18 protein-coding genes and 1 tRNA gene are annotated in these 20,680 nt (G+C 66.9%); 11 read left to right on the top strand and 8 right to left on the bottom strand.

From position 1 onward, the window contains the following. Positions 1-21 precede the first annotated feature (21 nt). A complete protein-coding gene (locus tag QZ670_RS16815; RefSeq protein WP_294257408.1) occupies positions 22-2,895 on the top strand; it encodes a TIM-barrel domain-containing protein in 2,874 nt (957 codons plus the stop codon). A 277-nt stretch (positions 2,896-3,172) separates the two neighbouring features. Here the strand turns inward: QZ670_RS16815 and QZ670_RS16810 are convergent. From QZ670_RS16810 to hcp, 3 genes are all read right to left on the bottom strand, one after another. Then, positions 3,173-3,247 (bottom strand) — tRNA-Glu (locus QZ670_RS16810). Between the two features lie 54 nt (positions 3,248-3,301). Continuing rightward, positions 3,302-5,068, bottom strand: coding sequence for a single-stranded-DNA-specific exonuclease RecJ (gene recJ / locus QZ670_RS16805; protein WP_294257406.1), 1,767 nt, complete (start codon positions 5,066-5,068; stop codon positions 3,302-3,304). Positions 5,069-5,153: 85 nt separating this feature from the next. Continuing rightward, positions 5,154-6,794 (bottom strand): hydroxylamine reductase, encoded by a 1,641-nt coding sequence (gene hcp / locus QZ670_RS16800; protein WP_294257404.1) that lies wholly within the window; start codon positions 6,792-6,794, stop codon positions 5,154-5,156. Between the two features lie 130 nt (positions 6,795-6,924). On the opposite strand from hcp, the gene QZ670_RS16795 reads away from it, so the two are divergent. Beyond that, positions 6,925-7,344 carry an Rrf2 family transcriptional regulator gene (locus QZ670_RS16795; RefSeq protein ID WP_294257402.1) on the top strand — a complete coding sequence of 140 codons (420 nt, stop codon included), beginning with the start codon at positions 6,925-6,927 and terminating at the stop codon, positions 7,342-7,344. 3 nt (positions 7,345-7,347) lie between these two features. Here QZ670_RS16795 and QZ670_RS16790 read toward each other — a convergent pair whose 3' ends face one another. From QZ670_RS16790 to QZ670_RS16780, 3 genes are all read right to left on the bottom strand, one after another. Beyond that, positions 7,348-8,070, bottom strand: a complete 723-nt coding sequence (locus QZ670_RS16790; protein ID WP_294257399.1) for a 2OG-Fe(II) oxygenase — start codon at positions 8,068-8,070, stop codon at positions 7,348-7,350. Positions 8,071-8,144: 74 nt separating this feature from the next. Then, entirely contained in the window at positions 8,145-9,035 is an 891-nt protein-coding gene (locus QZ670_RS16785; RefSeq protein ID WP_294257397.1) for an RcnB family protein, read from the bottom strand. A 107-nt stretch (positions 9,036-9,142) separates the two neighbouring features. Beyond that, positions 9,143-9,616 carry a (2Fe-2S)-binding protein gene (locus QZ670_RS16780; RefSeq protein ID WP_093294958.1) on the bottom strand — a complete coding sequence of 158 codons (474 nt, stop codon included), beginning with the start codon at positions 9,614-9,616 and terminating at the stop codon, positions 9,143-9,145. Between the two features lie 78 nt (positions 9,617-9,694). Between QZ670_RS16780 and QZ670_RS16775 the strand changes: the two genes are divergently transcribed. Beyond that, complete coding sequence (locus QZ670_RS16775) at positions 9,695-10,495, top strand: class III extradiol ring-cleavage dioxygenase (protein WP_294257394.1); 801 nt, start codon at positions 9,695-9,697, stop codon at positions 10,493-10,495. Here QZ670_RS16775 and QZ670_RS16770 read toward each other — a convergent pair. Both QZ670_RS16770 and QZ670_RS16765 read right to left on the bottom strand, forming a co-directional pair. Then, on the bottom strand, positions 10,492-11,253 hold the full coding sequence (locus QZ670_RS16770; RefSeq protein WP_294257392.1) for a class II aldolase/adducin family protein: 762 nt from the start codon (positions 11,251-11,253) through the stop codon (positions 10,492-10,494). The two genes, QZ670_RS16775 and QZ670_RS16770, sit on opposite strands and share 4 nt — an antisense overlap. A gap of 66 nt (positions 11,254-11,319) precedes the next feature. Then, the gene (locus QZ670_RS16765) at positions 11,320-12,747 is read right to left on the bottom strand and encodes a short-chain fatty acyl-CoA regulator family protein (RefSeq protein ID WP_294257390.1); all 1,428 of its coding nucleotides are present in this window, start codon (positions 12,745-12,747) and stop codon (positions 11,320-11,322) included. 103 nt (positions 12,748-12,850) lie between these two features. Here QZ670_RS16765 and QZ670_RS16760 point away from each other — a divergent pair, with 103 nt between their 5' ends. The 8 genes from QZ670_RS16760 to QZ670_RS16730 all read left to right on the top strand — a co-directional run. Continuing rightward, positions 12,851-14,377 carry an acyl-CoA carboxylase subunit beta gene (locus tag QZ670_RS16760; RefSeq protein WP_294257387.1) on the top strand — a complete coding sequence of 509 codons (1,527 nt, stop codon included), beginning with the start codon at positions 12,851-12,853 and terminating at the stop codon, positions 14,375-14,377. Between the two features lie 39 nt (positions 14,378-14,416). Then, complete coding sequence (locus QZ670_RS16755) at positions 14,417-14,926, top strand: hypothetical protein (protein WP_294257385.1); 510 nt, start codon at positions 14,417-14,419, stop codon at positions 14,924-14,926. Between the two features lie 73 nt (positions 14,927-14,999). After that, positions 15,000-15,419 carry a methylmalonyl-CoA epimerase gene (mce, locus tag QZ670_RS16750; RefSeq protein ID WP_294257383.1) on the top strand — a complete coding sequence of 140 codons (420 nt, stop codon included), beginning with the start codon at positions 15,000-15,002 and terminating at the stop codon, positions 15,417-15,419. Between the two features lies 1 nt (position 15,420). Next, positions 15,421-17,559 carry a methylmalonyl-CoA mutase gene (gene scpA / locus QZ670_RS16745; protein ID WP_294257381.1) on the top strand — a complete coding sequence of 713 codons (2,139 nt, stop codon included), beginning with the start codon at positions 15,421-15,423 and terminating at the stop codon, positions 17,557-17,559. Then, entirely contained in the window at positions 17,556-18,500 is a 945-nt protein-coding gene (locus QZ670_RS16740; protein WP_294257380.1) for a DUF3445 domain-containing protein, read from the top strand. Before scpA ends, QZ670_RS16740 begins: the two co-directional genes overlap by 4 nt. Further along, positions 18,497-19,504 (top strand): biotin synthase BioB, encoded by a 1,008-nt coding sequence (gene bioB, locus QZ670_RS16735; protein ID WP_294257377.1) that lies wholly within the window; start codon positions 18,497-18,499, stop codon positions 19,502-19,504. The genes QZ670_RS16740 and bioB overlap by 4 nt, the downstream gene beginning before the upstream one ends. 17 nt (positions 19,505-19,521) lie before the next feature. Then, positions 19,522-19,860: a lysozyme inhibitor LprI family protein gene (locus QZ670_RS20115; RefSeq protein WP_365894679.1), complete on the top strand. Its 339-nt coding sequence runs from the start codon at positions 19,522-19,524 to the stop codon at positions 19,858-19,860. A 3-nt stretch (positions 19,861-19,863) separates the two neighbouring features. After that, on the top strand, positions 19,864-20,680 hold an 817-nt coding region (locus tag QZ670_RS16730; protein ID WP_294257375.1), incomplete at its 3' end, for a biotin carboxylase N-terminal domain-containing protein.

Here is a 20,680-nt window from a genome sequence, read left to right as displayed (position 1 = left end):
AGAAACGCAGGAGGTTTGGGTATGAAGAGGGTTTGGATCGCGGCGCTGCTGGCAGGCAGCGCGATGACGTCGGCGCAGGCGGCGCAGGAAAACGGCTATAGCCGCACCGAGGGCGGCGTGGTCGTCACGCCGACCGGCGGCGCTGCCGCCAAGGTGGAAGTGACGGTGCACGGCGACGGCATCTTCCACGTCATCGCAACGCCGAAGGGCGTCGATACCGGGACGCTGGCACCCAGCCTGATGGCGCCCAATCCGCCCGCCGCCGGCGCCTTCGAGGTGAGCAGCACGAATGGCCATGTGCTGGTCAAGGCCAAGCGCGCCACTGCCGATATCGAGCTCGCCACGGGCCTGGTCCGCTTCACCGACGCCAAGGGCCGCGCGCTGCTCGCCGAATCCGGCCAGGCGGCGTTCAAGCCGGTGACGGTGGAGGGCAAGCCGTTCGTCGCGGTCAGCCAGCAGTTCAACCGCGGTACCGACGAGGGGCTCTATGGCCTGGGCCAGCACCAGAATGCGCAGATGAACTATAATGGCGAGGACGTCGAACTCGCCCAGCACAATATGGACATCGCGGTGCCGTTCGTCGTCTCGACGCGCAGCTACGGGCTGCTGTGGGACAATGCGAGCATCAGCCGCTTCGGCAATCCCAAGCCGTACACGCTGGTCGGCGAGGGGCTGAAGGTCACCAGCGGCGGCAAGCCGGGCTGGAAGGCCGAGTATTTCCTCGATGGCAAGCCGGCGATCACCCGCCAGGAAGCCACGATCAACTACCAGTATATCAAGGACCAGAAGAACTGGCCGGAGGCGGCCAAGGCGCAGACCGTCGCGGCAACGGGCGGCCAGAACACCGCAGGCAACGCGGTGCAGAAGCAGACCGTGGTGTGGACCGGCGACGTCCAGCCCGAGGTGACCGGCACCCACAAGTTCCAGCTCTACGGCTCGAGCTATTACAAGGTCTATGCCGACGGGAAGCTGGTACTCGATCGCTGGCGGCAGAACTGGAACCCCTGGTACGCCAATTTCGACCTGCCGATGACCAAGGGCAAGCCGGTGCAGATCCGCATCGAGTGGGAGCCGAACGCCGGCTATATGGCACTGCTCCACAATGATCCGCTGCCCGCGCAGGACCGGCATTCGGTGTGGTTCACCAGCGAGGTGGGTCAGGCGAAGAACTACTGGTTCGTGCCTGCGGACAATCTCGACGGCGTCATCGCCGGCTATCGCCAGATCACCGGCAAGGCCGAGATGATGCCCAAATGGGTCTATGGCTTCTGGCAGTCGCGCCAGCGCTACGACACCGCCGCCGAGGTGACCGGCGTCGTCGACAAGTACCGGTCGCTGAACATTCCGCTCGACAATATCGTGCTCGACTGGCGCTACTGGCGCGACGACGATTGGGGCAGCCACAAGTTCGATCCGACGCGCTTCGCCGATCCCAAGGCGATGATCGACAAGGTGCATGACCAGCACGCCAACTTCATGATCTCGGTCTGGCCGAAATTCTATCCCACCACCGACACCTACAAGGAGCTGAACGCGGCGGGCGCCGCCTATCAGGGCAATCTGCGCCAGGGGAACAAGGACTGGGTCGGCCCGGGCTACGCCAACACCTTCTACGATCCCTATTCGGCGGAAGGGCGCCGCATCTTCTGGAAGCAGGTTCAGGAGCGGCTGGGCGTGCTCGGCACCGATGCATGGTGGGCCGATGCCAGCGAGCCGGACATGCACTCGAACCTCTCGATCGAAGAGCGGATCGACACCATGGGGCCGACCGCGATCGGGCCGGCGGCGCAGTATTTCAACAGCTACCCGCTGATGAACGCGCGCGCCTTCTTCGAGGGCTGGCGCAGCTTCAAGCCCGACGTGCGGCCATTCCTGCTGACCCGATCGGGCTTCGGCGGCCTGCAGCGCTATGGTGCAGCGATCTGGTCGGGCGACGTCGCCACCCGCTGGTATGATCTGCGCGCCCAGATCTCGGCAGGCGTCAACGCGTCGATGTCGGGCATCCCCAACTGGACGCACGACATCGGCGGCTTCGCGGTGGAGCCGCGCTACGAAACCAAGAACCCGAAGCCGGAAGACCTCGCCGAATGGCGCGAGCTCAACCTGCGCTGGTTCCAGTTCGGCGCGTTCAGCCCGCTGTTCCGCAGCCATGGCGAGGCACCATATCGCGAGATCTACGAGATTTCGCCCGAAGGCTCGCCGATGCGCGCGTCGATGGTCTGGTACGATCAGCTCCGCTACCGGCTGATGCCCTATATCTACACGGTCGGCGCCGACACCTACATGAAGGACGGCAGCATCATGCGGGGCATGGCGATGGACTTCCCGTCCGATGCCAAGGCGCGCACGATCAACGACCAGTATCTGTTCGGCGACGCCTTCCTGGTCGCTCCGGTAACCGAGTACAAGGCGCGCAGCCGGACGGTCTATTTCCCGGGCACCGGCACCTGGTACGAGTTCGGGACGGGCAAGACCTATCGCGGCGGCACCATCGCCGGGGTGGACGCCCCGGCCGAGCGCATGCCGCTGTTCGTAAAGGCAGGCGCGATCGTGCCGATGGGCCCGGTGACGCAATATGTCGACCAGCAACCGGGCGCGCCGCTGACCATCACCGTCTATACCGGCGCGAACGGCCAGTTCTCGCTCTACGAGGATGACGGCCGCAGCGAGCAGTACAAGTCGGGCGCGTTCAGCCGCATCCCGCTGACCTATGACGACAAGGCAGGCACGCTGACGATCGGCGCGCGCGAGGGCAAGGGCTGGGCCGGCATGCCCGCCGCGCGCAGCTTCCGCGTGAAGTGGGTGCAGGCCGGCAAGCCGGTTACCGACGACAACGGCTTCGACGCCGAGGTTCGATACGAAGGCGGTGCGCTCGTGGTGAAGCGGGGCGCATAACAGCGTGGAGGTGGGGCCGGCGGGGCGCGCAGCGCCGCCGGCTGGACCTCGTCGATCTGCGGCACCGCGGGCGCTGTCAGCGCGTCCGCGGTGCGGCAACGCATCGGACTGCCGCTGCAACGGCGGGTCGCAAATACTGGCTAATCGTGCTGCGGAACGCCGGGGCGTGGCTAGTGACGCGCGAGAGCCCATTGGCTGCAGGCCAAGGACGTTCACCTAACCGATCTGTCGATATGTCGCACCAGATGCGTGCCAGTGGAACTACCACTGGAAACGCTGGTGACCCCTACGGGAATCGAACCCGTGTTTCAGCCGTGAAAGGGCCGCGTCCTAACCGCTAGACGAAGGGGCCAACTGCTTGGCGTGGAGCGGCCGAATAGGGGGCGATTCTGCAGCCGTCAAGCACTCAATCTGCCCATGCAGCATCTTCTATGTGCATTTCCGCCGCAGGACGGCTTCCCCAGGTGTCGATCTTCACGCGTCCGGCCAGCCAGAGCCGCCGATGCGCGGGTGCCGAGAGCAGTGCCTGGCCCAGGTCCGAATCGGCCTGGCGGAAGGCGACGGCCTTCAGGCTGCGACCGTCCGCGCCAGCGACGATCGCGCGGACATGTCCCCCGGTGCCGACGACATCGGCCTTGATTACCCGCACCGGACCCGCAGCAATGCGCGGCGCGGGCCAGCCCATGCCGTATGGGCCGCCGGCCTCCATCGCCTCTACCAGCATCGGGTTCACGCCCGCCGGGCTGAGCACCGCGTCGAGCAGCAACGCCCGTTCACCGCGTGCGCTGGCGATTCGCTCGGCGAGGCGCTCCTCCAGGAACTGGGCGAGCGCCTCGACTCCTTCTGCCGCCACCGTCACGCCGCACGCCATGGCGTGGCCCCCACCAGCGATCAGCAGCCCGGCGTCCTTGGCCGCCAGCACCGCCGCCCCCAGGTCCACGCCGGGGATCGAGCGGCCCGAGCCCTTGCCGATCCCGTCCTCGCCGATGGCGATAACCAGTGCGGGCCTGCCGAACTTCTCCTTCAGCCGCCCCGCGACGATGCCGATCACGCCGGGATGCCAGCCTTCACCGGCGACCAGCGCGACCATCCGGTCGCCGCCGACGAGGCACAGTGATTCGGCCGCAGTCTGGACCTCGGCTTCGATCGCGCGACGCTCCTCGTTGAGCAGGTCTAACTCGGCGGCGATGGCACGCGCCTCGGCAGGATCGCGCGTGGTGAGCAGGCGCACGCCGAGGTCCGACTTGCCGACCCGGCCGCCCGCGTTGATCCGCGGCCCGAGCGCGAAGCCCAGATCGGTGCAGGTCGGCGCCCGGGTGAGCCGCGAGGCTTCGATCAGTGCAGCCAGGCCGATGTTGCGCCGCTGCGCCATCACCTTGAGCCCCTGCGCCACGAAGGCGCGGTTGAGGCCCTTGAGCTGGGCCACATCGGCGACGGTGCCAAGGGCAACGATATCGAGCAGCTCGAGCAGCCGCGGTTCGGGTCGGCTGGCGAAATAGCCGCGCGCCCGCAGGGTCCGCACCAGCGCGGCGCCGAGCAGGAAGGCAACGCCGACCGCGGCGAGATGGCCGTGCTCGGCGCCCTCGGTCTCGTCAAGCCGGTTGGGGTTCACCAGCGCGTGCGCTACCGGCAGCTCGGTCGCGCATTTGTGGTGGTCGACGACGATCACGTCGGCGTTCGCGTCCCGGGCCATCGCCAGCGCCTCGAAAGCCTGTGCCCCGCAATCGACGGTGACAATCAGCCCGTGCCCCTGCTGTTTCAGACGCACCAGCGCCTCGCCCGAGGGGCCATAGCCCTCCATCAGCCGATCCGGGATATAGGGCGTGGCCTCCAGGCCGAGCTCGCGCAGCAGCAGGATCAGCAGTGCGGCGGAGGTGGCGCCGTCGACGTCATAGTCGCCGAAGATCGCGACCTGCTCGCGCGCTTCCACGGCGTCGGCGAGGCGTTGGGCGGCGCGGTCCATGTCGCGGAAGATCGAGGGGTCCGGCATGAAGGCGCGGATGCTGGGGGTGCGGTGGCGCTCCAGATCGGCGCGGTCGACGCCGCGGGTGAGCAGCAGCTGGGTGACGAGGTCGTCGGGAGCGAAATTGGGGTCGCGCGCATCGGCGGCGAGACCGCGCCAGCGCCAGGGCTGGCCGAGGATCGAATGGTGAACATTGAGGGCAGGGGACATGCCCCCGATGTGGCCGGGGGGTGCGCGAATGTCGAGGGGGATGCGCCGAACCCCCGCCCGGCGCGGCGGGCGGGGGGAGGGCTTCTCAGGCGGCCTGGAGCATCTGCGCCAGATCGGCCTGGGCATTGTCGGTCGGGCGGATGTCGAACTTGTCGATCAGGATGCTCAGCACCTCGGGGGTGAGGAACTGCGGGAGGGTGGGGCCCAGATGGATCCGGCGCAGGCCGAGATGGAGCATCGTCAGCAGCACCGCGGTCGCCTTCTGCTCGAACCAGCTGATCGCATAGTGGAGCGGCAGGTCGTTGACGCCGACGTTCAGCGCCTCGGCGACGGCGGTGGCGATGCGGATCGCGGAATAGGCATCGTTGCACTGGCCGATGTCGAGCAGCCGCGGGATGCCGTTGATCGTGCCCAGATCCTCGCGGTTGAAGCGGAACTTGCCGCAGCCGAGGGTGAGGACCAGGCTGTCCTGGGGCGTCGCCATGGCGAGGTCGTGAAAATAGTTGCGCCCCGGCCGCGCGCCGTCGCAGCCGCCGATCAGGAACAGGTTCTTCACCTCGCCCTTGCCGATCATGTCGAGCAGCGTGTCGGCGACCCCCAACACCGTGTTCCGGCCGAAGCCGATCGTGATCGTCTGCTCGGGCGCGTCCTCGGCGAAGCCGGGCTGGGCGAGCGCGCAGGCGATGGCCGGGGTAAAGTCGTGGTCGACGAGGTGCGGCAAGCCGTTCCAGCCCACGGGCCCCGCGGTGAAGATGCGGTCCCCATAGCCCTTGAGGTTCGGGTTGATCAGGCAGTTGGAGGTCATCACGATCGCGCCGGGAAAGGCGTCGAAATCCTTCTGCTGGTCCTGCCAGGCGCCGCCGTAATTCCCGGCAAGGTGCGGGTACTTCTTTAAGCCAGGATAGGCATTTGCGGGCAGAAGCTCGCCGTGCGTGTAAACCTGGACGCCGGCACCCTCGGTCTGCTGGAGGATCGCTTCCAGGTCGCCCATGTCATGGCCGGAGACGAGCAGGCACTTGCCCGCCTTGGGCGTCATCCGCACGACCGTCGGCTCGGGATGGCCGAAGCGGCCGGTATTGGCGGCGTCGAGCAGCTCCATCACCTTGAGGTTGAGCGCGCCGATGGCGAGTGCGTTGCCGAGCAGCGCGTCGACATCCACGGGATCGGTGGCGAGGAAGGCGGCGATGCGGTGGAATTCGGCGCTGATCGCGTCCTCCTCGAAGCCGAGCACGCGGGCATGCTCGCCATAGGCGGCGGTGCCCTTGAGGCCGTAGAGGATCAGGTTGCGCAGGCCGACGATGCTCGGGCCGTCGCGGTCCAGGAAGCGCTGGATCGCGGCAAAGGGTGCCGCGGCGGCGAGTTCCGAGGGCGTGGCGCCGGGGTCCCACAGCGCGGGCTCGGGAAGGGCCGAAAGGTCAGCGCCGGCACTCTCGGCCAGCAGCCGCGCCCGCGCGCGCATCGAAAGGGCGCGCGCGATCAGCGGCACGAAGCGGGTGTCGTCGAAATTGACGTTGGTCAGCGTCGTGAACCAGGCGTGCGGCGTGAACGCATCCACCGCGGCGTCGCGCGCGCCCTTGGCCGCGGCGCGATCGGCATAGACCGAGACGCCCTGCACCACCCGCAGCAACACATCCTGCAGATCCGCGACCTGCGCGGTCTTGCCGCAGGAGCCCATCTTGGCGGCACAGCCACCCTTGTTCGATTGTTCGCACTGGACGCAGTACATCGCCGGTCTCCGCTAAAGCTGAATTGCAAAATCCAGTTATCGGCTCGGCGAGTCCGCCACTTTGACCGGAGTCAAATATACGTAGTCTACCCAGTGCATCTGCAGGACTTGCGAGCTAAGAAGATATCCTATGCAGTTGACCCGCCACAGCGATTACGCCCTGCGCCTGCTGATCCATCTGGGCAGCACCGGCGAAAGCCGGGTTTCGATCGCGTCGGTGGCCGAGGAGCAGGACATTTCCGCCACGCATCTGATGAAGATCGCCAACGGCCTCGCCCATGCCGGCTATATCGAGGCGGTGCGCGGGCGCGGCGGCGGGATCCGGCTGGCGCGCGATCCGGCGGAGATCAACATCGGCGTGGTGGTCGATCTCACCGAACCGCGCTGTGCGATGGTCGACTGCACCGGCTGCCGCCTGGCACGCGGCTGCAACCTGCCGGGCGTGCTCGCCGAGGCGCGACGCGCGTTCATGGACGTGCTGCGCCGCTACACGCTAGCGGACGTGCTGCGCGGGCGCGCCGGCCAGCTCTGGCCGCCGCGCGCCGCCTGAGCCTCAATCTGCGTCGACCACGCCGGAGCGATAGGTCTGGATCGCCGTCTTGATCCAGGCCTGCTCGCGGAACCACTTGGTGATGATGTACTTGGTGCCTTCGACGACGCGCATGCCCTCGTGCAGCGTATCGTAATTGGGGCTGCCGTCGGCGAGCATGTTGTTCCAGATCAGCAGTAGCCCGCGCTTGGGCTTGAAGCGGATGCCGGCGCGCGGGAACCAGGTGGCGCCGCCTTCCTCGACATTGTTGAGATAGGCCATCGCGGTCCACGTGCGCTGGCCGCCGGTTTCGACCATCTTGTCCCAATAGCCGCTGTCTTCGTGGAAATAGTCGCAATGCGCGCGGAACTGCTGGTTGGGCGCATAGCGCTGGCCCTGCATCGTCTCCGCATTCTCGACCGGGATCCCGAGCAGATCGGCGATGCGATTGTCGATCGTGAGAACATCGGGTGACCAGCGATAGAGGTCGGAGCTATGGCTCGTGCGATACTCGGGATCCTCGGTGGCGGCGAGCAGCGTCGAGGGGCGCGCATTGCTGTCGATCAGCGCCATCAGCATGTCGCACTCGGCGTCGCTGAAGAAATCGGGATAGGTATAGACCTGCGCCAGCTCGACCTTGGCGCGGCGCACGTTCGGGTTCGCGTCCAGCCGCGCCGCGACCTCACGGCCGATCCGTGCCCGTTCGGGGGAGGGCGATCCCTTGCTGTTGGGGTTGGTCTTGCTCACGGCAAAACTCTTTGCCGCGCGGCCCGGCGATTGCAAGCGGAAGGGGCCGGCAGCGCTGCCGACCCCCGTTTCGCTTACCAGAAGATGCCGTAGATCACGTCGACTACTTGGCCGCTGTCGACGTCGACGAGCAGCGCGTCGTCATAATAGCGGACCCAACGATACGGTCCCCAGACTTCCGGCAGGCGATAGAAGTACGGATCGCTGATCCAATATTGCTGCGCGAACAGGAAGCTGTCGAGCCGGTAGCCGACCGAGAAGCGACGATAGCCATAGCTCCACCGTGCCGGCGGATAATAGCGCGGCAGGCGGTAAAGGCTGCGGTTGTAGTCGCGATAAGCGCGCCAGTCATAGCGATGGTCGCTCCGCCAACCATTGTTCCAGACGCCGCCGTTACCGCGCCAGCGGTCGGCGCGGTCCCAGTCGCGGCGGTCGTTCCAGCCGCGATAGCCGTCGCGGCGGCCCCAGTCGCGGGCGCCGTTCCACTGCGGGTGACTGCGATCGTCCCAGCGACGATCCTGCCAAGCCTGCGGGTTGCGGTTCTGCCAATCGGGACGCTGCCCACCGCGCCAGTCGCGCTGCGGCTGGACGGGGCTCTGTGTGCCCTGCGGCTGCTGGAAGGCAGGGCGCGGTTGTCCATCGGGGCGGCGCCACTCGCCGCGATCCATGGCTTGCGGTGCGCCCTGCGGTCGCATCCAGCCCGGATTGCCCTGTGGGCGCTGCCAGTTGCCGCCATTCTGTGGCTGACCCTGGGGGCGTTGCCAGTTGCCGCGATCCTGCGGCTGCGCCTGGGGCTGACCCTGCGGGCGCTGCCAGCCTTGGCCGCCCTGGCCGCCCTGCGGACGAAAGTTGTCGGGGCGCATCCAGCCGCCATTGCCGCGATGCTCGCCGCGCTCCTGCGCGATGGCGGCGGCGGGAACCAGCGCAGTCGCGGCTGCGATCGCCGCCAACAGCATCCTCTTCATCGAACCATTCTCCGGTGGCAGCGGCGAAGTCGCCGTGCCGATGCTGCCTGAATACGCGCCCGACGCTGAGCGGGTTCTGAACTACGCTGACAGCAGATTGAAAGCATTCAGGCGTCGTCGGCCGGATCGCCGCGGGCGATGCGCGCGGCATCCTGGATCGCCGCGACCAGCCGCGGATAGATGCCGCAGCGGCAGATATTGGGGATGCCCTGGCGGATGTCTTCCTCCGACGGATTGCGGTTGGTGCGGATCAGTACCGAGGCCGCCATCACCATGCCGGGGATGCAATAGCCGCATTGCACGAGATTGGCGGCGAGGAAGGCCTGCTGCACCGGATGGCTGCGATCGGGCGAGAGACCCTCGATCGTGGTGACGAAGGTCCCTTCGATCGCACCGATCGTCTCGCGGCAGGCAAGCCGCGCCGCGCCGTCGATATCGACCGTGCAGGCGCCGCAATCGCCGGTGCCGCAGCCATATTTGGTGCCGGTGAGGTTGGAGGCGTCGCGCAAGGCCCAGAGCAAAGGTGTTTGAGGATCCATGTCGTACTGGACCGGCTGGTTGTTGACGGTGAACCGAGTCATGCCCACGACCCTAGCGGGAAACGACCGTTTTCCGAAACCGGCATTGTCGAGGGCCGGGCCGTGGGCGACATTGCAGGAATGACTTTACCCGCGCTCTTCATCCCCCATGGCGGGGGTCCGTGCTTCTTCATGGATCCCGTCGGCGGCCCGCCCGATCCGATGTGGCGCCCGATGCAGGCCTATCTCGCCGGCCTGATCGCCAGCCTGCCCGAGCGGCCGCGGGCAATCCTGCTCGTCTCCGGGCATTGGGAGGAGCGCGACGTCACCGTGCATGTCGGCGACGGCCAGCCGCTGCTGTTCGACTATTACGGCTTTCCCGAGCACACCTACCACCTGCGCTGGGATGCCCCCGGCGCACCCGAGGTGGCGCTACGAGCCAAGGCGTTGCTCGAAGGCGCCGGCTTCCCCACCGGCGTGGAGCGCGAGCGGGGCTGGGACCACGGCGTGTTCATCCCGATGAAGGTCGCGGTGCCGGATGCCGACATCCCGCTCGTGCAAGTGTCGCTCCGCGCCGACCTCGATCCGGCGGCACATGTCGCGATCGGCAAGGCGCTGGCGCCGCTGCGCGACGAGGGCGTGCTGATCGTCGGCTCGGGCATGAGCTTCCACAATCTGCGGGTCCGCGGACCCCAGGCGACGCCCTATGCCGATGCCTGGGACGCGGCGCTGGTCGAGGCCGCAACCGACCCGGATCCAGTGCGCCGCGAAGCGCGGGTCGTCGCCTGGCGTGACCTGCCCTATGCCGAATTCGCCCATCCGCGCGAGGAACATCTCCTGCCCTTGATGGTCGCGCTCGGCGCGGGCGGCGAGGGGCCCGCCGCCTGCGACTATCGCGACCATGTGCTCGGCTGGGCAGTGAGCGGGTTCCGCTTCGGCTAGTCCCGCCAGCTGCGGTCGATCCGGTCGACCAGCCGGACCATCGCGGCGAAATCGGCCGCACCGGGGCCGCCGGGCACCTGCGCCATATGGACGTCGCGCTGGTGGACCGCGACCACCTCGGGCGCGATCTCGATCGGCTGGCCCATGCCCAACGTGGCGACCTGGATCTCGCAGGCGCGCTGCAGCGCCCAGTGCTTGACGAACGCCTCGGGCAGCGTGCGGCCCATGGCGAGGATGCCGTGGTTGCGCAGCAGCATCACCCGCTTGTCGCCTAGGTTGGCGAGCAGCCGTTCGCCTTCCTCGTCGCGCACGGTCACGCCTTCGAAATCATGGTAGGCGATCTGGCCGATGAAGTTGCACGCGTAGAAATTGGTCGGCCGCAGCCCACCTTCGAGCGACGCGACCGCCATGCCTGCGGTGGTGTGGCTGTGCATGATGCAATGCGCATCGGACAGATGCCGGTGGAACAGCGAATGCTGGACGAAACCGGCGCGGTTCACCGGATAGGGCGAGTCGTCGAGCTTGTTGCCGTCGATGTCGATCTTGACGAGGTTGGAGGCCTTCACCTCGCTGAAGTGCAGCCCGAACGGGTTGATCAGGAAAGCGCCTTCCTGGTCCGGCAGCTTCACCGTGATGTGGTTGTAGATCATCTCGGACCAGCCGAGCATGTCGAACACGCGGTAGCAGGCGGCAAGTTGCTGGCGCGCCTCCCACTCGGCGTCGCTTACCTGCGGGCTCGTGGCGAGCGCGGTTGCCATGGCACCTCTCCAAATTTCTGTTTTTGAGCTTCGGGTATGCCATGAAGCGGGCGATGCCCGCAAGCGTCAGCGGAAGCCGTAGGGCACCGCGCGGCGGCGATCGGGGTCGATCTCGATCACCGATCCGGCGGGCGGAAAGGCGCGCTGGTCGCAATCGAGGCGGGGGCAGATGCGACACGACGCGCCGATCGGGGTCGCGGCACCGCCGGTGCGCAGCGCGTCCGCGTAGACGAAGTCGGCGGCATGCGCCTCCTCGCACCCCAGCGCGACGGCATAGCGGCGGGGCGGTCGGGTGAAGCTGCCCGAGGGTTTCACCAGACCCTTGGCCATCGAGACATAGCGGGTACCGTCGGGCATCTCGGCCAGCTGGACCAGGATCCGGTCCGGGATCGCCACCGCCTCATGGACGATCCACAAGGGGCAGGCGCCGCCCAGTGCGGCGAACTGCAGCCGCGTGGCCGAGTGGCGCTTGGTGATGTTGCCAGCCATGTCGACGCGGCAGAAGAACACCGGCAGCCCCTGCGCGCCGGGCCGCTGCAGCGTCGAGAGCCGGTGGCACGCCTGCTCGAAGCTCACCGCAAAGCGCTGGCGCAGGCGATCGATGTCGTGGCGGACCTCATAGGCGGCGGCACGAAAGCGGCCATAGGGCATCAACAACGCCCCCGCGGCATAATTGGCGAGGCCGACGCTCAGCAGTTCGCGCGCGGCCGGCGAGGCAAGCCCGGCGCGGTCGATCACCAGCCGCATCTCGTTCGCGAATTCGTAGCGCACCAGCCGGTGTGCGAGCAGGAAGGCGCGGCTTTCCGGGGGCAGGGCGTGGTTGAGCGCGAGCGTCCGCGCGCCCTCGTCGAAGCGGCTGAGCTCGCTGCCGTCGCCCTGCGCGCCGATGACGCGGACGCCGTGCCACAGCCGCAGCCGGTCCTCGAAGGCGCGGACGACATTGTCGTCGTCGAGCGCGAGCGCATCGGCGAGCAGCTCGGCCGACCGATCGATCGCGTCGATGTAATTGCCCTCGGCCTGAAACCAGTCGCGCACCTCTTCCCAGGGCAGCGGTGCTGCGTCGCCTGACCCGGTATCGAACCGGTCGTCGAGCACGCGCAACTGCTCCTGGCTGCGGCGATAGGCGTCGTGCAGCGCCACCATCCGCCGGGCAAGCAGGGGTTGCTGCTCGATGCCGCGGCGGACATCGGCCTCGTCAATCCGGTCGGCGGGCACGCCGCTGTCGGTCGCGGCGTCGATTGCGCGGAGCAGCGCGGCGGTGCCGCCTTCGCCGTTGATCTCGGCGGCCTCCACCGGGAATTCGCGGGCGAGCGCCAGCAGCACGCCGTCGGTGATCGGCCGGTCGTTGTTCTCGATCTGTGAGAGATAGGACACCGAGATGCCCAGCCGCTGCGCCATGCCGGCTTGGGGAATGTTCAGACGGCGCCGCAAGTCGCGCAGGCGAAAGCCTTCGAACAGGCGGCGGCGGGGCAGGGGCGGAAGCTGGCTGGCCATGGGCCCGCATAATCCGCAAACCGCCGCCCCGCAACTTTGCAACATTGCATTTGCGAAGCCGGCATGGCCCGGTGCACAAGCCGCCTTCACGGAGAGAATGCCGATGTCGTCGACGATCGAGGAACTGGAACGCCGTCGTGCCGCTGCCCGTCTGGGCGGCGGCCAGAAGCGGATCGACGCACAGCATGCCAAAGGCAAGCTGACGGCCCGCGAGCGGCTCGAAGTGCTGCTCGACCAGGGCAGCTTCGAGGAGCTCGACATGTATGTCGAGCATAACTGCACCGATTTCGGCATGCAGGACCAGGTGATCCCCGGCGACGGCGTGGTCACCGGCTCGGGCACGATCAATGGCCGCCTCGTCTTCGTGTTCAGTCAGGATTTCACCGTGTTCGGCGGCTCGCTCTCGGAGCGGCACGCGCAGAAGATCTGCAAGATCATGGACATGGCGATGAAGGTCGGCGCGCCCGTGATCGGCCTCAATGACAGCGGCGGCGCGCGCATCCAGGAGGGCGTGGCCTCGCTCGGCGGCTATGCCGAAGTGTTCCAGCGCAACGTGCTGGCCTCGGGCGTGGTGCCCCAGCTCAGCCTGATCATGGGGCCCTGCGCCGGCGGCGCCGTGTACAGCCCCGCGATGACGGACTTCATCTTCATGGTGAAGGATTCGTCCTACATGTTCGTCACCGGCCCGGATGTAGTGAAGACCGTTACCAACGAGATCGTCACGCAGGAGGAGCTGGGTGGAGCGGTGACGCATACCACGAAGTCGGGGGTCGCTGATGTGGCCTTCGAGAATGACATCGAGGCGCTGCTCGCGGCTCGCGACTTCGTGGATTTCCTGCCGGCCTCGAACCGCGAGGCGCCTCCCGAGCGGCCCTGCGACGATCCTTGGGATCGCGTCGACGAGAGCCTCGACACGATCATCCCGCCCAGCGCCAACCAGCCCTACGACATGCACGAGCTGATCCGGAAGACGCTCGACGAGGGGGAGTTCTTCGAGCTGCAGCCGAGCCATGCCGGCAACATCCTGATCGGCTTTGGCCGGATCGAGGGGCGTACGGTGGGCGTGGTGGCGAACCAGCCGATGGTGCTGGCGGGCTGTCTCGACATCAACGCCTCCAAGAAGGCCGCGCGCTTCGTGCGCTTCTGCGACGCGTTCGAGATCCCGATCGTCACCTTCGTCGACGTGCCCGGCTTCCTGCCGGGCGTCGGCCAGGAGCATTCCGGCATCATCAAGCACGGCGCCAAGCTGCTGTTCGCCTATGCCGAGGCGACGGTGCCCAAGATCACCGTGATCACCCGCAAGGCCTATGGGGGCGCGTACGACGTGATGGCGTCGAAGCACCTGCGTGGCGACCTCAACTATGCCTGGCCCACCGCCGAGATCGCGGTGATGGGCGCCAAGGGCGCGGTGGAGATCATCTTCCGGGGCAGGACCCCCGAGGAGATTGCAGAGCGCACCGCGGAATATGAGGCACGCTTCGCCAATCCGTTCGTGGCAGCGAGCAAGGGCTTCATCGACGAGGTGATCATGCCGCATTCGACGCGACGACGGATCGCGCTCGGTCTGCGCAAGCTGCGCAAGAAGCAGCTTGAGAACCCGTGGAAGAAGCATGACAACATCCCGCTGTGACAGCCGGGACAGGGCCCGCTGCACGGTGAAAGGATCGCAATGCTCAGCCTGATTCTCGCTCTCATGCCGCTGTTCGGCCCACAAGCCGCTTCCGCGCCGACTGCGCCGGCCTGGACGTTCAAGGAAAGCACCGATCCGGCACAGCCGAAATCGGCCAGTGCCACCATTCGCAGCGAGGACGGCAATGCGCGGCTCGTCGTGCGTTGCGATACGGCTGCAGCACCGATCGTCTCGGTTCAGTTCATCCCCCGGCCGCCGATCCCGGCCGGAGAGTCGCGGACGGTGACGGTGACCTATGACGAGGCCATGGCCGAGATGAGCCAGTGGCAGTTCCCCGGCGCGGGGGCGTATAACGGTGAGGCGGTCGAAGTGTTCTTGCTCGTCGACAAGATCGCCAAGTCCAAGACCGTGCGCGTCGGCGTGCCGCAGGGCGAGACGATGATCGAGGGCGTGTTCAAGGCACCGGGCGACGACGCTTTGTTCCGCAAGGTCTATGCTGCCTGCGGCTTCCCCTATGCTATGCCGGTGCCGACCGCACCGAAGAAATAAGCGATACCCTGTCGCGCGGATGGCTGCAAACGCCCCGTACGACGGCGCTCGAAACGATGGAGCAGTAGGAGCGATGAAACTCGGCCGTCTCAACCATGTCGGCGTCGCGACGCCGTCGATCGAGGCCTCGATCGCCTTCTATCGCGACGTGATGGGGGCGACGGTGATCCGCGACCCCTTCGACCTGCCAGCACAAGGCGTGAGGGTCTGCTTCGTCGATGCGCCCAACAGCCAGATCGAACTGATTGAGCCCCTGGGCGAGGAGTCGCCGATCCACGGCTTCCTCGCCAGGAACCCGGCGGGCGGGCAGCACCATCTCTGTTACGAAGTGCCGGATATCCATGAAGCCAAGGCCTGGTTTGAGGCCAAGGGCTGCAAGCTGCTCGGCGAACCGCGCATCGGGGCGCATGGTACACCGATCTTCTTCGTCCACCCCAGGGATATGGGCGGTATTCTCACCGAGATCATGGAAACGCCGCGTGGGGAGCATTGAGGTGACTGAGTCCACAATCGATCAATGGTCTGCCGCCGCTTTGAAGGAAGTTAAGGGCAAGGATCTAAGTTGGGAAACGCCGGAAGGTATCACGGTCAAGCCTCTGTATACCCAAGAGGATGTGGCCGATGTCGACCCCGGATTGCCGGGCTTCGCGCCGTTCACGCGCGGCGTGCGCGCCTCGATGTATGCCGGGCGCCCCTGGACCATCCGGCAATATGCCGGCTTCTCGACTGCCGAGGAATCCAACGCCTTCTACCGGCGCAACCTCGCCGCCGGACAGAAGGGGCTCTCGGTCGCCTTCGACCTCGCCACGCATCGTGGCTATGACAGCGACCACCCGCGCGTCCTCGGCGATGTCGGCAAAGCGGGCGTCGCGATCGACACGATCGAGGACATGAAGATCCTGTTCGACGGCATTCCGCTCGACCAGATGTCGGTCTCGATGACGATGAACGGCGCGGTCATCCCGGTGCTGGCCTTCTTCATCGTCGCGGGCGAGGAGCAGGGGGTTCCGCAGGAGAAGCTCGAAGGGACGATCCAGAACGACATCCTCAAGGAGTTCATGGTTCGGAACACCTATATCTACCCGCCCGAACCGAGCATGCGGATCATTTCAGACATTTTCGCCTATACGAGCGCGAAGATGCCGAAATTCAACAGTATTTCCATCTCCGGCTACCATATGCAGGAAGCCGGCGCGACCCAGGTGCAGGAGCTCGCCTTCACCATCGCCGACGGCATGGAATATGTGAAGTACGGCGTCGCCTCGGGCCTCGATATCGACAAGTTCGCGGGTCGCCTGAGCTTCTTCTTCGCAATCGGTATGAACTTCTTCATGGAAGTCGCGAAGCTGCGGGCCGCGCGGGTGCTGTGGCACCGGGTGATGACCAAGCTAGGCGCGCAGGACGAGCGCTCGAAGATGCTGCGCACGCATTGCCAGACCTCGGGCGTGTCGCTCACCGAACAGGACCCGTACAACAACGTCATTCGCACGACGATCGAGGCGATGGCGGCGATGCTGGGCGGCACCCAGAGCCTCCACACCAACGCGCTCGACGAAGCGATCGCGCTGCCCACCGACTTTTCCGCCCGCATCGCCCGCAACACCCAGATCGTGCTGCAGGAAGAAACGGGGATGACCAAGGTCGTCGATCCGCTCGGCGGCAGTTATTATGTCGAGAGCCTGACCCAGAGCCTCGTCGACAAGGCTTGGGAGATCATCGAACGGGTCGAGGCCGAGGGCGGCATGGCCAAGGCGGTCGCCGCCGGCTGGCCCAAGGCGATGATCGAGGAAGCAGCGGCTGCGCGGCAGGCGCGGGTGGATCGCGGCGAGGACGTGATCGTCGGGGTCAACAAGTACCGGCTGCCGAACGAGGATCTGCTCGAGACGCTCGAGGTTGACAACGCCGCGGTCCGCGAGGCGCAGATTGCGCGGATCCAGCGGGTGAAGGCTGCAAGGGATGAGGCGGCATGCGCGGCGGCGCTTGACGCGCTGCGGGATGGCGCGAGGAGCGGCGGCAACCTGCTGGAACTGGCCGTCGTGGCTGCCCGCGCCCGCGCGACGCTGGGGGAGATCAGCGCGGCGATGGAAGACGTGTTCGGTCGCTACGCCACCCAGCCGACGCCGGTGAAGGGCGTCTACGCCGCGCCCTATGCCGAGGACACGCGCTGGGCAGAAGTCGTGCGCGGTGTCGAGGCGGTGGAACGCCGCCTCGGCCGCAAGCCGCGGCTGCTCGTCGCCAAGATGGGGCAGGACGGGCATGACCGCGGCGCCAACGTGATCGCCTCGGCCTTTTCCGACATGGGCTTCGAGGTCGTCAGCGGGCCGCTGTTCCAGACGCCTGAGGAGACGGTGGTGCTGGCGCTCGACAGCGGCGTCGACGTGGTCGGCGCCTCCAGCCTTGCGGCAGGGCACAAGACGCTGATCCCGGAGCTGATCCGCGGTCTGCGGGAAGCGGGCCGTAGCGACATCAAGGTGATCGCGGGCGGCGTCATCCCGCCGCAGGATTACGAGATGCTGCGCGCGGCCGGGGTGCAGGGCATCTACGGCCCGGGCTCGAACGTCGTCGAATGCGCGGCCGATGTGCTGCGCCTGCTCGGCCACAACATGCCGCCGCTCGAAGCAGCCGCCGAATGAGCCTGGGCTTCTCCGTCGAGGCGCTGATCCCGCGCGCTCGCGGCGGAGGGGCGCTGCGCATGGGTCTCGTGCGGGTGCCCGAGGCCGAGTGGCTGACCCCGGACGCCGATCTGGCGGCTCGCGCGGCCGTGTTCGCGGCAGAGCCCGACTGCGTGCAGGTGCTGCCGGAGGCGGAGACCGCTGTGAACGAGGTCGCACGGATGCTCTCGCACCGCGACCTTCAAAGCCGTCATGCCGGCGAAAGCCGGGATCCATCCACTTCAACGTTTGGGGCAAGGGTCGAACCGGAGCGGGCAATGGATCCCGGCTTCCGCCGGGATGACGGCCTGGAGGGAAGGGCCGCTCGCGCCGCCGCCACACTCCGCACGGCCGCTGCCAGCGTGTGGGAGGACCTTTGCATCCTCACCCCGGACGCTTCCGGCCAGTATCGCCTCACCGGCGCCGCGCTGGCGTTTCCCACCGACTGGCATCTCGCGGAAAAGCTCGGCCTGGCCCTTACGCCCATCCATGCGCCGATCCATGGCTATGCCGAGCAGCTCGCTGCGGGCGTCGACCATTTCTTCGCGACGCTCCACCCGGGTCGGATCTTCGGCCGCACCAACTGGTTCGTCGTGGCAAGCGACGCCTGGCGCTACCTGCCGCAGGACGACCCCAAGGTCCGCTTCGCCCATGTGATCGCCGACAATGCCGGCGAAACCCTGTTCGTACGCTGCGAGCGCCAGACGCTGCGCCGCCTGCCCCAAAGCGGGGCAGTGCTGTTCACCATCGGCATCCATGTCGCGCCGCTCGACCGTCTGAGCACGGGCGCGGTTGCCCGTGTCGCGCAGTCCGTCGCGGGGATCGGCAGCGGCGAACACGAACGCCGCGCGGCGCCCTTTTACGCCGAGGCCCTCACCCGCTATGCCGAGCGGCGTAACCGTTCACCGGAGTTAGTTGCTTGACCCTCGAATCCCCCGTGCGCACCGACTGGACCCGCGACGAGATCGCCGCGCTGTTCGACCTGCCGTTCACCGAACTCGTGTTCCGCGCGGCGGAAGTCCACCGTGCCAACCATCCGGCGAACCAGGTCCAGCGCTCGACGCTCCTCTCGATCAAGACCGGCGGCTGCCCCGAGGATTGCGGCTATTGCAGCCAGTCGGTGCATGCCGATACCGGCCTCAAGGCGACCAAGCTGATGGATCCGCGCGCGGTGCTGCAGGCGGCAGCGCAGGCCAAGGACCATGGCTCGACCCGCTTCTGCATGGGCGCCGCCTGGCGCAACCCCAAGGACCGCGACATGCCCGCCATCGTCGAGATGGTGAAGGGCGTCCGCGCGATGGGCATGGAAACCTGCATGACGCTAGGCATGCTCACCGACGACCAGGCCAAGACGCTCGCCGATGCCGGGCTCGATTATTACAACCACAATATCGATACCTCGCCCGAACGCTATGGCGAGGTGATCACCACCCGCAGCTTCGAGGAGCGGCTGGAAACGCTGGAGCATGTCCGCGAGGCGGGCATCAACGTGTGCTGCGGCGGCATTGTCGGCATGGGCGAGACGCGCGGTGACCGGGTGGGCTTCATCCACGCGCTGGCGACCCTGCCGGTGCATCCGGGCAGCGTGCCGGTCAACGCGCTGGTGCCGGTGAAGGGCACGGTGCTCGGCGACATGCTGGCCGACACGCCGCTCGCCAAGATCGACGATATCGAGTTCGTCCGCACCGTGGCGGTGGCGCGCATCACCATGCCGCGCTCGATGGTCCGCTTGTCCGCAGGCCGCGAGAGCATGAGCGATGCGACCCAGGCCTTGTGCTTCCTGGCGGGTGCCAACTCGATCTTCACCGGCGACAAGCTGCTGACCGCGGGCAATGCCGGCGACGACAAGGACGCCGCGCTGTTCGCGCGCCTCGGCATCACGCCGATGGCCGCGGAGTGCAAGGTGGAGCTGGAGGCGGCGGAGTGATCATCCTCGCCCTGGCTATGCTTGCGTCCGACTGTGGCGATCAACAGACAACTTTCGCTATCAACGAGTGTCTGAAGCAGGAGCTTGAGCGGAAGGATGCTGAACTCAGCGCTACGTATCGACGCGCGGTTGCTTCGGCGAAGCGCAACGATCTGACCATTGACCGGCGTCTCGATAAGCGGCCCGGATACTATGAGACTATTCTAAAGGCGGAGCGCGCTTGGATCGTTTTCCGTGACGCGCACTGTGCTGAAATGGGCAATAGAATGCGAGGCGGGACCGGAGAGGGTACCTCAATTCTAGCCTGCTTGCTCGACCAGACAGAAACTCGAATTAAGCAGCTGCGAGGCAATTAATTAATGTTCAAGAAAATCCTCGTCGCCAACCGTGGCGAAATCGCGTGTCGGGTGATGCGTACGGCCAAGAAGATGGGCATCGCCACGGTCGCGGTCTATTCGGATGCGGATGCCCGCGCGCCGCATGTGCGGATGGCGGACGAGGCGGTGCGGCTCGGGCCCGCGCCGGCGGCGGAGAGCTATCTCCGCGCGGACCTGATCCTGCTCGCCGCCAAGGAAACCGGCGCCGACGCGATTCACCCCGGCTATGGCTTCCTCTCCGAGCGCGAGAGCTTCGCCAAGGCCTGTGCCGAGGCGGGCATCGCGTTCGTCGGTCCGCCGCCGGGCGCGATCGCGGCGATGGGCGACAAGATCGAATCGAAGAAGCTCGCCAAGCAGGCGGGCGTGAATGTCGTCCCCGGTTTCGTCGGCGAGATCGAGGATACCGAGCATGCGGTGCGGATCGCCGGCGACATCGGCTATCCGGTGATGATGAAGGCCTCGGCCGGCGGCGGCGGGAAGGGCATGCGGCTGGCCTATAGCGAGCAGGACGTCCGCGAAGGCTTCGAGGCGACCAAGCGCGAGGGGCTGGCCAGCTTCGGCGACGACCGCGTCTTCATCGAGAAGTTCATCGAAAGCCCGCGCCACATCGAAATCCAGGTGCTGGGCGACCAGCATGGCAAGATCGTCTATCTCGGCGAGCGCGAATGCTCGGTCCAGCGCCGTCACCAGAAGGTGGTCGAGGAAGCCCCGTCCCCCTTCGTGACCCCCGAGATGCGCCGCGCCATGGGTGAGCAGGCGGTCGCGCTGGCGCGGGCGGTCGGTTATTATTCGGCGGGCA

The sequence above is a fragment of the uncultured Sphingomonas sp. genome (genome assembly GCF_913774285.1).
In the GTDB taxonomy this organism is placed as follows: domain Bacteria; phylum Pseudomonadota; class Alphaproteobacteria; order Sphingomonadales; family Sphingomonadaceae; genus Sphingomonas.
This window is presented reverse-complemented; position numbering and strand designations above follow the sequence as displayed.

What these genes read in the sequence shown, in the direction of transcription:
- QZ670_RS16785 (WP_294257397.1), bottom strand. Translation starts at nt 9,035, where the DNA reads ATGAAGAGGATGCTGTTGGCGGCGATCGCAGCCGCGACTGCGCTGGTT.
- QZ670_RS16755 (WP_294257385.1), top strand. Translation starts at nt 14,417, where the DNA reads ATGCTCAGCCTGATTCTCGCTCTCATGCCGCTGTTCGGCCCACAAGCC.
- recJ (WP_294257406.1), bottom strand. Translation starts at nt 5,068, where the DNA reads ATGTCCCCTGCCCTCAATGTTCACCATTCGATCCTCGGCCAGCCCTGG.
- QZ670_RS16760 (WP_294257387.1), top strand. Translation starts at nt 12,851, where the DNA reads ATGTCGTCGACGATCGAGGAACTGGAACGCCGTCGTGCCGCTGCCCGT.
- QZ670_RS16765 (WP_294257390.1), bottom strand. Translation starts at nt 12,747, where the DNA reads ATGGCCAGCCAGCTTCCGCCCCTGCCCCGCCGCCGCCTGTTCGAAGGC.
- QZ670_RS16775 (WP_294257394.1), top strand. Translation starts at nt 9,695, where the DNA reads ATGACTTTACCCGCGCTCTTCATCCCCCATGGCGGGGGTCCGTGCTTC.
- QZ670_RS16795 (WP_294257402.1), top strand. Translation starts at nt 6,925, where the DNA reads ATGCAGTTGACCCGCCACAGCGATTACGCCCTGCGCCTGCTGATCCAT.
- QZ670_RS16815 (WP_294257408.1), top strand. Translation starts at nt 22, where the DNA reads ATGAAGAGGGTTTGGATCGCGGCGCTGCTGGCAGGCAGCGCGATGACG.
- QZ670_RS20115 (WP_365894679.1), top strand. Translation starts at nt 19,522, where the DNA reads ATGCTTGCGTCCGACTGTGGCGATCAACAGACAACTTTCGCTATCAAC.
- QZ670_RS16780 (WP_093294958.1), bottom strand. Translation starts at nt 9,616, where the DNA reads ATGACTCGGTTCACCGTCAACAACCAGCCGGTCCAGTACGACATGGAT.
- mce (WP_294257383.1), top strand. Translation starts at nt 15,000, where the DNA reads ATGAAACTCGGCCGTCTCAACCATGTCGGCGTCGCGACGCCGTCGATC.
- QZ670_RS16740 (WP_294257380.1), top strand. Translation starts at nt 17,556, where the DNA reads ATGAGCCTGGGCTTCTCCGTCGAGGCGCTGATCCCGCGCGCTCGCGGC.
- hcp (WP_294257404.1), bottom strand. Translation starts at nt 6,794, where the DNA reads ATGTACTGCGTCCAGTGCGAACAATCGAACAAGGGTGGCTGTGCCGCC.
- QZ670_RS16770 (WP_294257392.1), bottom strand. Translation starts at nt 11,253, where the DNA reads ATGGCAACCGCGCTCGCCACGAGCCCGCAGGTAAGCGACGCCGAGTGG.